The organism is Janthinobacterium sp. NKUCC06_STL, from assembly GCF_019345455.1.
GTDB classification, from domain to species: domain Bacteria; phylum Pseudomonadota; class Gammaproteobacteria; order Burkholderiales; family Burkholderiaceae_D; genus Janthinobacterium; species Janthinobacterium rivuli.
This window is the reverse complement of record NZ_JAHKQY010000002.1, coordinates 144,234-158,625: the sequence shown is the minus strand read 5'-3', so window position 1 is coordinate 158,625 and position 14,392 is coordinate 144,234. Positions and strand designations below refer to the sequence as shown.

At 62.6% G+C, this 14,392-nt stretch carries 8 protein-coding genes; 2 read left to right on the top strand and 6 right to left on the bottom strand.

What is annotated here, in order from left to right:
- Positions 1-4: 4 nt before the first annotated feature.
- From KO539_RS09690 to KO539_RS09675, 4 genes are all read right to left on the bottom strand, one after another.
- On the bottom strand, positions 5-394 hold the full coding sequence (locus KO539_RS09690; protein WP_219308861.1) for a hypothetical protein: 390 nt from the start codon (positions 392-394) through the stop codon (positions 5-7).
- 267 nt (positions 395-661) lie between these two features.
- Complete coding sequence (locus tag KO539_RS09685; RefSeq protein WP_219308860.1) at positions 662-2,740, bottom strand: TonB-dependent receptor; 2,079 nt, start codon at positions 2,738-2,740, stop codon at positions 662-664.
- Positions 2,741-2,837: 97 nt separating this feature from the next.
- Positions 2,838-3,233 (bottom strand): DUF2946 domain-containing protein, encoded by a 396-nt coding sequence (locus KO539_RS09680; protein WP_219308859.1) that lies wholly within the window; start codon positions 3,231-3,233, stop codon positions 2,838-2,840.
- Positions 3,234-3,288: 55 nt separating this feature from the next.
- Positions 3,289-5,433 (bottom strand): TonB-dependent siderophore receptor, encoded by a 2,145-nt coding sequence (locus KO539_RS09675; protein WP_219308858.1) that lies wholly within the window; start codon positions 5,431-5,433, stop codon positions 3,289-3,291.
- 244 nt (positions 5,434-5,677) lie between these two features.
- Between KO539_RS09675 and KO539_RS09670 the strand changes: the two genes are divergently transcribed.
- The gene (locus KO539_RS09670) at positions 5,678-9,139 is read left to right on the top strand and encodes a DUF748 domain-containing protein (protein WP_374106375.1); all 3,462 of its coding nucleotides are present in this window, start codon (positions 5,678-5,680) and stop codon (positions 9,137-9,139) included.
- A gap of 46 nt (positions 9,140-9,185) precedes the next feature.
- Here the strand turns inward: KO539_RS09670 and KO539_RS09665 are convergent, their stop codons facing one another.
- Positions 9,186-9,713 carry a hypothetical protein gene (locus tag KO539_RS09665; protein WP_219308857.1) on the bottom strand — a complete coding sequence of 176 codons (528 nt, stop codon included), beginning with the start codon at positions 9,711-9,713 and terminating at the stop codon, positions 9,186-9,188.
- A 194-nt stretch (positions 9,714-9,907) separates the two neighbouring features.
- On the bottom strand, positions 9,908-12,358 hold the full coding sequence (locus tag KO539_RS09660) for a membrane-bound PQQ-dependent dehydrogenase, glucose/quinate/shikimate family (protein ID WP_219308856.1): 2,451 nt from the start codon (positions 12,356-12,358) through the stop codon (positions 9,908-9,910).
- A 310-nt stretch (positions 12,359-12,668) separates the two neighbouring features.
- Between KO539_RS09660 and KO539_RS30575 the strand changes: the two genes are divergently transcribed.
- Positions 12,669-14,348 carry a methyl-accepting chemotaxis protein gene (locus KO539_RS30575; RefSeq protein WP_219308855.1) on the top strand — a complete coding sequence of 560 codons (1,680 nt, stop codon included), beginning with the start codon at positions 12,669-12,671 and terminating at the stop codon, positions 14,346-14,348.
- Positions 14,349-14,392: the final 44 nt, after the last annotated feature.

Below are 14,392 nucleotides of genomic sequence, written 5' to 3'. Positions count from 1 at the left end.
CAGGCTATTCGCCAAGGGCAGGAGCCTTGGATTTTCTGCTGCTCAAGAACGATGCGATGAACACGGCTGGAAAACAGGCCAGCCACAGATAGCATCCGGCACCGAATCCCAGCACTTCATAGGAACCATTATCACTGGGAATTGTCTCGAGGCCAAAGGCTGTCAGTGCCAGCGCAAAGCCAAAAAAGGCGGCCAGCTTGGCGGCACTGGGCTTGTCTTTCGAGAAGTACATGGCAAAAATAAGCAGCGGATTGGCAAACCAGGCAAAACTGCCAGCCAACGGGCCTAACCAGCCGAGCAATAATACGCCCCCACCCAACAAGACTTCATGGGAGTCCACGATTGCCGTTAAAAACAAGGATGCCACATACGCGACAACAGTCAGGGACAGCACGATGGCGGCGGCATCTTCGCCAAGCAGTTTGCGGGGAAAAATACTTATCTCCTTATGGTTTACACGGCACGGAGCCAGCTTCCTACCCGCACAGGCCTCGCTATCGCACCTGTACGGCACATGCCGGCAACAGGACGCCATGCAGCATAACAAATTACCAAGAAGAAACATGCACACATTGTCACGACCACCTGGCTTTCGCCTTTGCGGTGAATTCGGCAGGCGCCTTCCACCTGCCGCAACGGCAGCTGGAAGGCGCCATTGCGCTTAGAACGTCAGCTGCAGCCCCAGATCAATCGACCGGCCCTCGGCCGGCAAGGCTTGCAGCGCGCCGCCGTTCGCCTTCAGGCCCGACAGATACACGCCACCGAGCGGATCCGCATACGCGCGGTTGAACAGGTTGCTCACACCGGCGCTCAGGCTGGCCATCTTGTTCAATGCCACGCTGCTGCGCAGGTTGACGAGCGCATAGCCGCCCGTCTCCGGCTCGAAGCGGCGCGCATCGACCTTGTCCTTGCGGGCCACGATCTTCGTTTCGATGCGGCTGCTCCAGGCGCCCAGCTTGTGCTCGACGGCCAGCAAGGCGTTGAACGGCATCATGCGGTACAGGTCGCCGCCATCGCTGCGCTTGCCCCGCGTGTAAGCGGCATTGCCCGTCGCCATGAAGCGGCCCCAGCGCGCGCTGCTGGCCAGCGGCAACTGCCACGCCAGATTGGCGCCATACAACTTGGCGTCGTGGTTGGCAAAGCGCAGCAAGTTGCCGTTGGCGCCCATTTTCATGTACGGGTGGAAAGACGCCAGCACGTCGACGTCGATGTAATTGTCGACCTTGCTGTAATAGGGATTGACGCGCAGGAACCAGCCCTCCTCGCCGCCGCCATGCCAGTCGGCCGTGAAAGCCGCCGTATAAGCCGTCTCGGGTTTCAGGTCGATACTGCCCACATAGCCGTTGCCGTCGCCAAACCAGTTGGTCATGGTCATCGCCATCGAGCCGCGGCCCCAGGAATAGCGCTCATACAGGTTGGGCGAGCGCACCTTGCGCGCCAGCGCGAATTCATAGCTGCTGGCAAGATCCGGCGTGAAGGTAGCTTGCGCCGAGGCATCGATATTCGTGTCGCGCTGGCTGCGGCTGCGCGCATTGAAGGCCTTGGCGGCCATCAGGTCCGGCATGTTCATCATATTGGTGCCGTACGATTGCACGTCGCCCGCATCCATGCGCACGGATTCGCCGCGCAAGCCCAGCACGCTCGTCCAGCGCGCATCATGGCGCGTTTCCAGCTCGCCAAACAGCACGGTGCGGTCGCGCTTGCCATCGTTGATGTTCAGATAGGTGCGCGGTCCCATCATCATGGAACCGGGTACGGCAGGCCAGTAATCGTCGAGGCGGAAGCCATGCCACTCCTGGCCCAGGCGCAACTCGCCCGCAGCCGTCGGCAGGCTGGCCATCAGCGCATAGCCCGTGTTGCGCCCGTGCGTGATCATCGGCATCGAACCCTTGCGCTCGGGCGAGAAAAAGCCCATTTCATGGTCCGTCTGCTGCCAGTAGGCACGCGCGTCCAGCACACCCCAGCCGAATTCGCCTTTGTAGGCGAGATTGGCGAACTGGCCATGGTTGTCCGTCATGTCCATGTACTGGTTCGGAAAACCCTGGTACGGGATGTGCTGCACGCCGGCGCGCAGGGTCAGCTGCTGGCCATCGCGCTTGGCCGCCAGCACGATGGCCTGGTTGATGCTCTCGAACATGCTGGCCAGCACCTTGTTGCCGTGGCCATCTTCATAGCTGTGGCCGCGCGTGTAGGCGCCGCTGTAGCCGATGCTGAGCACGTCGCTGGCGGCCGAGGCGTTCACGCTGGTCGCCACGCTGTTGTTGACGCTGCGCCCCGAGACGGCAAAGCTGCCTTGCGTCAGCAGGCCCGCGCCGGGCTGGGCGAACACGGGGGCGTTCGATTGCACCTCGATGGTGCCGGCGATGCTGTCACCGCCCGCGCTGACGGGTGTCACGCCCGCGATCAACTTGATGCGCTGCACCTGCTGCGGATCGATATACGACAGCGGCGCATTCATGTGATTGGCGCAGGCGGACGTCAGTTCCATGCCGTCGATGCGGATCTTGATGCGGTCATCGGCAAAGCCATTCACGACAGGCAAGCCGGATACGCCGCCGCCGGCCGCCACGCTGTAGCCAGGCGTGCTGCTGAGCATCAGAGCCGTGTCGGCGGCGGGACGGTAGCCGTCGCCAATCGCTGTCACGATGACTTTCATTTCGGGCAAAACGTCTTCAGTGCGCGATTGCGCCACGGCAGGCATGGCGATGGCGAGGGAAATCAATAACGGTAAATGTTTCATGGTGCTGCTTTCAGATTCTGTATGGGCAAGACGAACAGGCGCAAGCGCAGCACAGCACATTGCCGCGCGGCACAAGGCAGTTCAGGGAAAGGACAGATCAGAAAGCGGCGGGCGGACCGCGGGGCTGGATGGGCGTCCAGGCGAATAGCGGTGTGGCGGATTGGTAGAACAGCGTGGGCAGCAAGCCCGTGAGGATTTCTCCGGAAGCGAGCACGAGGGTCGTGGGCGGCATCGACAAGGTGTCGGCATGCATGCTGCAGCACGGGCAATCGCCCATGCGCATGCCGCCCTTGGAGGTATCGGGCGCATCCGTGGACAATGTTGCGGGCAGCATATTCATGCCGCCTGCCACCGAGCAGATTTCCAGGCTGGGCACGGCCAGGCCGCTGGCGACCGTCAGCGCGCGCGACACCGTAGGGGCGAGCGTGGCCAGGAAGATGGCGATACACGCGATCCACAGGACGATGCTGGCCTTGCCTTTGCTGATGAACATGGCAACATTGTATCAGCGCAAGGCCCCTGCGCACAGGGCGCAAGTCAAACCTTGCTTACAAATCGACCTTCATGCTCAGCTTGATTGCGCGCGGCGCGCCCGACGCCAAACGCGTGCCGGCGCCGGCCCAGTAGCGCTTGCCGGCCGCATTTTCCACGTTCAGCTGCCACACGACGGCCTTGTCCAGCACGCGGCTCGCATAGCGGGCGCCGGCGCTGAAGAGGCTGACGCCACCGAGGAAGTCTTGGTTCAGGTCGTTGACGGGACGGGCGCTGTAGTAATACGCGCCGCCGTTGACGGACAGGCCTGGCACGGCGTCGAACGTGTAGGCGAGGAAGGCGCTGGCCGTGCGTTTCGACGCGTTTTCCGGCGCCTTGCCGTTGTAGTCGGCGTTGATGTGCGCAAAGCGAGGGTCGAGGAACTGAGCCGAGGTCTGCCACGACAGCTGGCGCGTCAACTTGCCCTGGGTCGACAGTTCCAGGCCCCGGTAGCGCTGCTCGCCATCCGACGTGAACACATTGCCGGCATTCGTGTAGTAGCCGGGGCGCGTGATGTCGAACAGGGCGGCGGAGAGCAAGGTGCCGCCCGGCGTCAGCCAGCGCGCGCCCAGCTCCTTTTGTTTACTCACGCCAGGCGCCATCTTGACGCCCTGGTTGACGGTGCCCGTCGGGCCCGTTTCGCCCTCTTCCAGCCCGCGCGCCGTGGACGCATAGAACGACAGCTCGGGCGTGGCCTTGTAGATCAACGAGGCCATCGGCGTCGTCTTGCTGACGTCGTAGTGGCTGGCGCCCTGGTCGCTTTGATAGCTGCTGCGGCGCACGCCGATGACGCTTTGCCATTGCGGGCTGAAAACCATGCGGTCGAGCGCGTACAAGCCCGTGTCGCGCGTGTCGAGCGCAGCCGTCGTCGGCGCCGTCGGCTTGGGGCCGAACACGACATTCGTCACGGGGACGGGGTTGTACAGGTTTTGCGAGGCGATCGTGTAATTGCTCTGGTAGATTGCGTCCTGCGATTTGTCCGTGCGCGAGGCGCCCAGAGTCAGTTCATGGGCAATGAAGCCCGTATTAAAATTGCCGGCCAGTTCCGCGCGCAGCAAATCCGACGCCATCACGCTGTGCTGGATATTTCCCGTGATGCGGCCCGCGCCCGTGGCCAGCGCGGCAGCGTTGTTCAGGCGGAAGATGGCCAGGCGGCGGTCGCGCGCCGTTTCCGAGTGGCCCGCCTCCACCGTCAAGGCCCAGCCATCGGCGATGGCGTAGTCGGCGCGCAATTGCGCGTTTTTCGTTTGCGCTTCGAAATTCGACCAGTCGGGGCCGATCAGCTTGCGCGGATCGACGGCGCGCGGCAAGCGGATCACGCCTTTCACGGCCGTGGGCAAGGCCACGCCCGCCTGCTCCGTCACCCTGCGGCGCTCGTACTCCAGGTCGGCCTTGAGCAGCAATTTGTTCGTTACGCGCCAGTCGAGCGCCGTGGAAATAAAGCGGCGGTTGCCATTGCCAACATGGTCGAGGTAGGAACCCAGGGTGCCGCCGGCCGCATTCACGCGCACGCCGAATTCCTGTTGTGCGCCAAAGCGGCGGGCCACGTCGACGTTCGCCACGGCACTGCCGCGGTCGTCGAGGCTCAAGCCCATGCTCGTGACGGGCTGGCTGCCGGCCCGCTTGGTGACGAAATTGACGACGCCGGCAGGCGATGTAAAACCGTAGTACAGGGCCGAGGCGCCCTTCAGCACTTCCACCCGCTCCTTGTTTTCCATGGGTACTTGCGAGAAGTTCATGATGGGCATGGAGCCGTTGAGACGGTAATTCGTGCGGTTTTCCACGGCGATGCCGCGTATCACCAATTGATCCCACGTCTCTCCCCCGTTTTGCTGGCGCGTCACGCCAGCCGTATTGCGCACAGCGTCGTACAGGCCGGACACGGCTTGCTGCTCCAGCAATTCGCGCGTGATCACGTTGACGGTCGACGGCACGTCCATGATGCTGGCGCCGCGAAAACTGCCCGCCTCCGTGGTCAGCGGCACCAGCCCTTGCGCGCGGGCGCCCGTCACCTGCACGGCTTGCATGACTTTCTCATCGCCAGCCGTCAGCTCGTCCTGGCCGCCAGCCCCATTGATCGCCAGCGCGGCGTGGGAAGCGAAGGCCAGCGACAGGGCTGCGGCGACTGGAAGTAAGCGGGTGCGGGGAGTGACGACAGGCATGACATCGGGCTTTCAATGAGAAAATGGTGCGAATGAGAACTTACGGTTAGCGGACATGATACCGATAATGAGAATCATTATCAAGTAAGAGTGAGTTTGTGTGAGTTTTATAGAAGAAACTAGCCCCCTTAGGCGCCTGTTATCACTTGAACACGTTTGGATTTTGCAGACGAGGCCGCAAAGAGGCATACTGACAGTCACGGTGCGCAAGACGTGCCATCTAACAAGATCAAAAGGTAAGTTCGTGAACACAATCGACAACAAAAGCGTGCAGACGAAAACATTTCGCTGGAAACGCTGGCAGCGCTGGGCCGTCGGCACAGGCTGCGCCCTGGCCGCCTACAGCGCGGCCGGCTTCTGGCTGGTGCCCTACGTCATCAAAAACCAGCTGCCCAAATTTGCAGCAAAAGAACTCGCGCGCCAGGCCAGCATAGGCGACGTGCGCTTCAACCCGTTTACCTTGCGCCTGGAAGCGGACCAGATCGCGTTCAAGGAAGCGCCCGGTGCAAACAATGCGCCGCTGCTGTCCATCGGCGCCCTGGCCGTGCAACTGGAATGGAAATCCATCGTGCGCCGCGCCTGGAGCCTGGCGGAAATCCGTATCACGGCGCCGCAAGCCCAGCTGACGATCACGCCGGACGGCAAGTTCAACCTGGCCGAAGTGCTGGCCACCTGGCAACGCAAGCATCCGGAAAAAAGCGAAGGCGGCATGCCGCGCCTCGTCATCGCCCACTTCGCGCTGGAACAAGGCAAAGTGGACTGGCACGACGAGAAGGCCGGCTATGCGGACAACTTCACGCCGATCAACTTTACGCTCGACAATATCTCCACCCTGCCCGACGCCAACGGCAGCTACAGCCTCAGCGCCGATGCGGCGCGCGGCGGCAAGCTGCACTGGCGCGGCACGGCCTCGCTCAGCCCGATCCGTGGCGAAGGCGAACTGATACTCAACGACGCCTCCCTGCCCGGCCTGGCCGCGTATTTGAAAGCGTACACGCGCGCGCTAGTGACCAGCGGCAAGCTGTCGGCGCGCCTGCCCTACGCCTTTTCGTATGCCGACGACAAGCTGGAAGCGACCGTCAAAGGTGCCGGCCTGGCCTTGCGCGACCTGGCGCTGGTGCAAAGTGGCAACAGTGCGCCATTCACTTCGCTGAATACTTTGGGCATCGCCGGCGTGAACGTGGATCTGGCGCGCCAGAAGGTCACCGTGGATAAAGTCAATCTGTACGGCGGCAAGGTGGCCGTGCGGCGCGACAGCAAGGGCGAGATCGACATGGCGAACCTGATGCTGCCGGGTAATCCCGCCCCAGCAGCATCGGCCACCACCGCACCAGCCAAGCCTGGCAAGTGGAAGGTGGATTTGAAACAGCTGGCGCTGGCCAATGTAGACGTGTCCGCCATCGATGAAACCGTCTCGCCGGCCCTGCAATTGAGCGCGAAACAGTTGCAACTGCAGCTGCAGCTGGGCTTGCAGCAAGGGCAAGCAGGAAACAGCGTGCTGGTCGACAACGCCAGCTTTGCCTTGGCCGATCTGGCCATGCAACGGGGCGCGCAAACGCCATTCAAGCTGCAGCAACTGGGCTTTACGGAAGGCAAGATCGACCTGGCCGCGCATACCGTGCACGTGGGCGCCGTGACGGCCAGCGGCGCGCAGATCGACCTGGCGCGCAACCGCCAGGGCGAATTTGCCATTGCGCAAAAGCTGCCCGTGTTTGCCTCCGGCAAAGCCGACACTGCAAAGGATGCGCCATCCGCGCCCTGGTCCACCAAGATAGACAAGGTAGAACTGAGCAAGTTCGGCGCCCGTTTCGATGATGCGGGCACTGGCATCAAGGGTAACCTGCAGGATGCCCGTTTGTCCCTGCACAACGTCAGCAATGATATGAAGCAGGCGCTGCCGTTCGAGCTGGGCGTGGGCCTGCGCGAAGGCGGCTTGCTCACCGCCAACGGCAAGTTCGTGCCGGGCACGGGCGCCGTCGATGCGCAACTGAATTTGAAACAGCTGACCCTGGCACCCGTGCAACCGTTGCTGGCGCAACATATCAAACTGAAACTGGCAGGCGGCTCGCTTTCCGGCAGCGGTCGCCTGACGACGGGCGGCGGCGCGCCGAAAGCGCCGAAAGTACGCTATGAGGGCGGCGTGGATATCGCCGGCCTCGTGCTCAATGAAACGGATGGCAAGCGCTTTGCTTCGTGGAAAAGCGTGCGCGCCGACAAGCTGACAGCCAGCGTGGGTCCCGACTTTGTCGACATCCCCGAACTGCGCGTGGTGGAACCGAACGCCCAGCTGATCATCGAAAACGACCGCAGCCTGAACGCGCAGCGCCTGCTGGTCAAGGCGCCCGAGCCTGCCACGGCCACTGCACCTGCGCCGGCTCCCGTTGCCACCGCCACGCCAGCGGCCGACGCCGCCTTCCCCGTGCGTGTGCGCCGCGTGCGCCTGCAAAACGCCAAGCTGGACTTTGCCGACCTCAGCTTGCGGCCCCAGTTCGCCGCCAAGATCTATGAACTTAACGGCGTCGTCACGGGACTGTCCACGAAACGCGATGCGCGCAGCCAGATCGAACTCGACGGCCGCATCGACGAGTTCGGCTTGGCCCGCGTGCGCGGCCAGCTCAATCCGTTCGCCCCGACCGACAACACGGACTTGAACGTGGTCTTCAAGAATGTCGACATGGTCTCCGCCTCGCCGTACACGATGAAGTTCGCCGGCTACAAGGTGGCCGAAGGCAAGATTTCGCTGGACTTGCAATACAAGGTGCGCAACCGCCAGCTCGACGGCACCAACCAGATCGTGCTCGACAAGCTGACCCTGGGCGAGCGCATCGACAGCCCGGACGCCTTGAAACTGCCCTTGGAACTGGCGCTGGCCATCCTCAAGGATAGCGATGGGCGCATCGATCTGGGCTTGCCCGTGTCGGGCGACATGAATGACCCGCAATTCAGCTATGGCGCGCTGATCTGGAAAGCCGTGGGCAATGTGCTGACGAAAATCGTCACGGCGCCGTTCCGCGCGCTGGGCAACTTGCTGGGCATCAGCGCCGACAAGCTCGAAGCTATCGACTTCGATGCGGGCAGCGCCGTGCTGCTGCCGCCCGAGCGGGAAAAGCTCAAGCAAGTGGCGCAAATCCTCGCCAAGCGCGAACAGCTGAAGCTGGCCGTGCCGGGCCAGTACAGCGACACGGATGCGGCCGCCCTGCGCGCCCAGGCCGTGCGCCGCGCCGTCGCCGCCAAGGCCGGCATCAAGCTGGAAGCGGGCGAAGAACCTGGACCGTTGAACCTGGGCGAACGCAAGATACGCGGCGCCCTGCGCGACCTGTACGGCGAGCGCTTCGGCAAGGCGGAGCTGGACAAGCAGAAGAAAGCGGCGGAGTCGGCCGCGCCTGTGGCATCGGCGGCATCAGCAGCCGCATCGGCTCCGGCAAAAATCCCCGTCTTCCAACGCCTGGGCAAGCTGATCGAAGGCGAGCCGCAAGTGGCCGACACGGGCGCCTTCTACAACGGCTTGCGCGAGCAGCTGGAAGCCAAACAGCCCCTGCCAGCCGACGCCTTGAGCAAGCTGGGCACCCAGCGCAGCGCGGCGATTCTTGCCGCCCTGCAGCAGGACGGCACGCCTGCGGCCAGGGTCAGCGCGGGCGCGCCGGAAAAAACGGAGGCCGCGCCGGGCAAGCTGGTGGGTTTGAAACTGGGATTGGCGGCGAATTGATATGGATAGGGGCAGATTTGCGGGATCTGCCCCCCCAATTCAGGGTTTATTGAAAGCCACGCCAAACCCAGCGAAAAGCAACATATAAGCCTCGCAGCATTAGCAAGACAAATATTACGCCTATGGTTGGCGGTAAAAATGTAAGGGCCAATGCTGCCCACTTAGGCCCGGGAAGCTGAAATTCACGAATGCATTGCTTGATTCGTGACTCATCAACTGCAACAGCAATCTGCTTTTTCTCTAAATTCTTTTTTTCATCTGCCGCTACAGTTTCTTTCCCCCTTGCTGAGACGCGTTTGAGAAGACATTGATGAATGTCATCAGCCGATCTCTCTTGACCAGCATAACCAAGCAAGATAGGCGGATTGCAAACGATATTATCACTAGCTGTCTGAGTTTCCATCTCGCGTTCCCACATCCGAGTGTCGCCTAACTGACTGCGCCCCGACATCACTTCCGACTCTTCCTCCTGTGGATGTAAAGCAATATGAATGGGGCAGAACGAATTAGCCTCATCAATCGCGAAATCTTTACGGTCAAAATAATAACTAACCATATATGTGATCTCATACATGGCGTTCCAGCGAATCAATGCAAATATTATCCAAAAAGATGCACATATCACCCACAAGCGATACCAGCCTCGTTTAACCTTCATACTGTGAACTTGCTCGGCACCACCATAGTTACAATCATCGCATATCCAAAAAATCTCATTCTATTTGGCTGCAGCACCATCGAGCAATGCCGCAGCCCCACATTTATTACTTACTTCGCTTTCTCCGCCCCCTTCACCGCCTCATCCGGCAAGGCAAACGCCACCAAGCTATCCCCCATCTTCGTCCCCAGCGAACCGTGGCCGCCGGCCATGACGACGACATATTGCTTGCCCGTCTTGTCTGACACGTAACTCATTGGCGTAGCCTGGCCGCCTGCCGGCAGGCGGGCTTTCCACACGGTCTTGCCGTTACTAACGTCATAGCCGCGGATGTAATAGTCGAGCGTGCTGCTGAGGAAGGCCACGCCGCCGCCCGTGGTGCTGATACCCCCCAGGCTGGGCACGCCCAGCGGCAAGGCGATGGGTACGGGGGCGCTGTCGCGCGTGGTGCCGTTCTTGTGCATCCAGACTTTTTTCATCGTGCGCAAGTCGACGGCGGCGATATAGCCCCACGGCGGCGCCTGGCATGGGAAGCCCAGCGGAGAAAGAAAAGGCTTGATTTCCACGGCAAACGGCACGCCCGTCTGCGGCTGCAAGCCCATTTCCGAGCCCGTGCCGCCCTTCGCATTGGCTTGCGCGCGCGGCACCAGGCGCTCCAGGAAGCCCATGTAGTCGGGGTTCACCAGCAACAATTGACGCACGGGATCGACGGCCGCCCCGCCCCACTCGAAGATACCGAGCGGACCCGGTGAGATGATGGCGCCCTTGATCTTGCCTTCGGCCACGGTTTGCGGCGTGAACGGCCCTTCGTAGCGGTGCTGGCGGAAAATGATGCGGCACGCCAGCTGATCGAACGGCGTCGTGCCCCACATATCCGTTTCGCTGATGTTTTTCTCGGGCAAGAAAGTGAGGGCCGAGAATGGCTGCGTGGGCGACAGGCGGTCGCCGGGAGCCGGGTTGTTCGTCGGCACGGGTTTTTCCGGCGCCGGCACGACCAGGCTGCCATCGCGGCGGTCGATCACGTAGATATCGCCCCGCTTGGTGGTCGCCACAACGGACGGCACTTTGCCTTTCGGCGTGTCGATATCGACCAGGGTCGGCTGGCCGCCGATATCCATGTCCCAGATGTCGTGGTGCACGGTCTGGTACACCCAGCGTACTTTCCCGGTCGCCAAGTCCAGCGCGACGATGGCGCTATTGTATTTCTCGCCATGGGGATTGCGGTTGCCACCCCACGTGTCCGGTGTTTCATTGCCCATTGGAATGTACACCATGCCCAGCTTTTCATCGACGCTGGACACGCCCCAGGAATTGGGCGAGTTGTTCGTGTACGTCTTGCCATCGGCAATCGGCGCCGTGTCGTCGGGGTTCGAGGCATCCCAGTTCCACATCAGCTTGCCGGTGACGGGATCGTAACCGCGGATCACGCCGGACGGCTCTTCCGTGGAAAAATTGTCGGTCACGCTGGCGGCCATCACCACCACATTTTGCGCCACCGCCGGCGGCGACGTCGGCATCAAAAAGCCCCGCTTCTTCATGCCCATGCCGTGGTACAGGCCGATCACGCCGTTTTCGCCAAAGCTTTTGCACGCTACCCCCGTATCGGCGTTGACGGCGATCAGGGTCGCATCCATGGTGGGTGCCAGGATGCGGCGCGGGCATTCCATGCCGGCCGCCTCGGGCGCCGGGTCGTCCTTGGCGCGGCCCGCGTTCACATCCCAATAGGCCACGCCGCGGCAGATCATGTGCTGATAGCTCGACGCGTCGCGGTTGATCTTAGGATCGTGGCGCCAGATTTCCTTGCCCGTATCCGGATCGAGCGCGATGACGATGTTATGCGGCGTGCACAGGTACAGCATGCCGTTTACTTTCAGCGGCGTGACTTCGTTGGCGATCTCGCCCGGATCGTTCGGCCCCTTGAAGTCGCCCGTGTTGTAGACCCACGCCTGTTTCAGCTGCGACGCGTTGGCCGGCGTGATCTGAGCGGCCGGCGCGTAGCGGTCGCCATAGCCGGAGCGGCCATATGCGGCCCAGTCGTTGGGCGCCACGCCGGGCGCAAAATCGCCTTGCGGCGTGGCGGCCATGTTCTCGGCCGGCACTTCGCCATGCAGGGTGTAATAGTCCTGGAACAGCGAGAACACGCCCACGGCGGCGGTGACCAGCACGGCGGCCGTCAGCGCGCTCTTGCCCGCGTCCCGTGGTTTCGCCCCGGCCGTCAAGGGCGGATCGAGGCGGCGGTCGACGAACGGCAGCAGCAGCCAGACAGCGGCGGCGAACCAGATATCGAGGCGCGGCAGCAATTGCCACCAGTCGAATTTCACTTCGATCACCGACCAGATCAGGGTGGCGAACAGCAGCAGCGCGAGAAACAGTTGGGCGCTGCGCCGCCCCTTCCACACGAGCGCGCCCGCGATGAGCATGCCGATGCCGGCCACGACGTAATACCAGGAGCCGCCAAGGCTGACGAGCCAGGCGCCGCCCCCAAGGAGCGCCAGGCCCAGCAAGATGAAGATGACTGCGGTGATGACAAGCAAGGGTCCAGGCCGGGCAGAGGCAGTCATGATGCTCCTTTACAAGAGTCAGTCGGCGGCACGCGCCTGCGCACCGTATTTGATGGCGATCAAGGAAATTGCATTTTTTCACTAATTGGCAAAGCATGCCACACGCCAGAGCATCGGCTGCCTGCCGTGTGGCTTTTTATACACGTGCTGACAGTCCAGCCCGTCACAATCATGCGATTTTGATGAAAAACATCGATTAAAATAAATAAACAACAAATTTCTCGAATAAAACAAATTTATATCGTAAAATAACAAACAGACAGACCAAGCATTTCCATGAATTTCCACTTTCCCTGGAGCGGCGCCCATCATGACCATCGCTAAACGCCTGTACGCATTGATCCTTTCCGTCGTCTTTGGACTGGCCGCCCTGGCGGGCTTTGGCATCTACCAGATGGACCGCGTGTACACGGCGGCCAGCTATGCCACCGTCAACACCGTTCCCAGCCTGCTGACCTTGAACCAGGCGTTCGTGCCGTTCGCGCAGATGCGCACGGCCGTCTGGCAGCACATGGCCAGCAAGGACGCGGCCGGACGAGCCAAGCTGGAAGCGGGCATCAGGGAAGCGCGCGCGGCGGTCGGCAAGGCACTCGACCAGTATGAAAAAGAAGACATCACCGATGAACAGGACCGCGCGCTGCTGGCCGCCGAGCGCGCCGTGCTGCTGCGCTACGACACGCTGCGCGACAAGGTGCTGGCCCTGTCGAAAGCGGGCGAACCCGGCGCGGCACGCGACTTGCTGATGGCAAGCCAGCCCATCATCAAGGAACTGGTCGACGCCCTTGCCGCCCACCACCGCTACAACGAAACCCTGGCCGCCAAAGGTGCGGCCGACGGCGCCGCGGCCGCTGCCAGCGCGCGCTGGATTGCCATCGGCCTGGCCCTGGCCGTGACGGCCCTGGTGGCCGGCATGGGCCTGCTGCTGGCGCGGCGCATCGCCGCCTCGCTGGACGGCGCCATCGGCGTGGCCCGCACCATCGCCGGCGGCGACCTCAGCGTGCAGGTCCGCGCCGCCTCGACCGACGAGGTCGGCCAGCTGATGACGGCCCTGGCGGACATGAGCGGGAGCCTGGTGCGCATCGTGGCCGAAGTGCGCTCCGGCACGGACACCATCAGCACGGCGTCAAGCGAGATCGCGGCAGGCAACCTGGACCTGTCGGCGCGCACGGAGCAGCAAGCCGGCTCGCTGGAAGAAACCGCCTCGGCCATGGAAGAACTGACGGCCACCGTGCGGCAGAATGCGGACAACGCCCGCCAGGCCCAGCAAATGGCCGTCAGCGCCTCGGACAAGGCGCAGCGGGGCGGCCAGGTGATGGGCGACGTGATACGCACGATGGAAGCGATCGACAGCTCGTCCAACAAGATCGCCGACATCATCGGCGTCATCGACGGCATCGCCTTCCAGACCAATATCCTGGCACTGAATGCGGCCGTGGAGGCGGCGCGCGCCGGGGAACAAGGACGCGGCTTTGCCGTCGTGGCCACCGAAGTGCGCAACCTGGCGCACCGTTCCGCGGCGGCCGCGAAGGAAATCAAGGTGCTCATCAGCGACTCCGTGCAACAGGTGCAGCAAGGCGGCAAGCTGGTCCGGCAGGCCGGCGCGAGCATGACGGAAGTGGTCGACACGGTACGCAGCGTCACCGACATCGTCAGCGAAATCTCGGCCGCCAGCGTGGAGCAAAGCACGGGCATCGAGGAAATCAACCGCGCCATCACGCAGATGGATGAAGTCACGCAGCAGAATGCGGCCCTGGTCGAGCAAGCGGCGGCGGCATCGCAATCGCTGCAGGAGCAGGCGGCCAGCCTGGCCGGCGTGGTGGCCACCTTCAAGCTGGCGCATGGGCAAGCCGGCGCAGCGCCCCAGGCGCCTTCAGCCCGGCGGCCCGCACAACACAAGGCCACGCTCAGGCTGGTCGCCACGCGCCCCGCAGGCCAGGCCAGAAACACGGCCCCGGCCGCCGCCGATGCGGGCGACTGGGAAGTATTTTAGGTCCGCCATCACGCAGGATCACCCGCATAGCCCGTACTGGAGCA

Bases quoted from the DNA above. Each gene is read 5' to 3' on its own strand.
- KO539_RS09685 (WP_219308860.1), bottom strand. From the start codon at position 2,740: ATGAAACATTTACCGTTATTGATTTCCCTCGCCATCGCCATGCCTGCC.
- KO539_RS09680 (WP_219308859.1), bottom strand. From the start codon at position 3,233: ATGTTCATCAGCAAAGGCAAGGCCAGCATCGTCCTGTGGATCGCGTGT.
- KO539_RS09675 (WP_219308858.1), bottom strand. From the start codon at position 5,433: ATGCCTGTCGTCACTCCCCGCACCCGCTTACTTCCAGTCGCCGCAGCC.
- KO539_RS09665 (WP_219308857.1), bottom strand. From the start codon at position 9,713: ATGTATGAGATCACATATATGGTTAGTTATTATTTTGACCGTAAAGAT.
- KO539_RS09660 (WP_219308856.1), bottom strand. From the start codon at position 12,358: ATGACTGCCTCTGCCCGGCCTGGACCCTTGCTTGTCATCACCGCAGTC.
- KO539_RS30575 (WP_219308855.1), top strand. From the start codon at position 12,669: ATGACCATCGCTAAACGCCTGTACGCATTGATCCTTTCCGTCGTCTTT.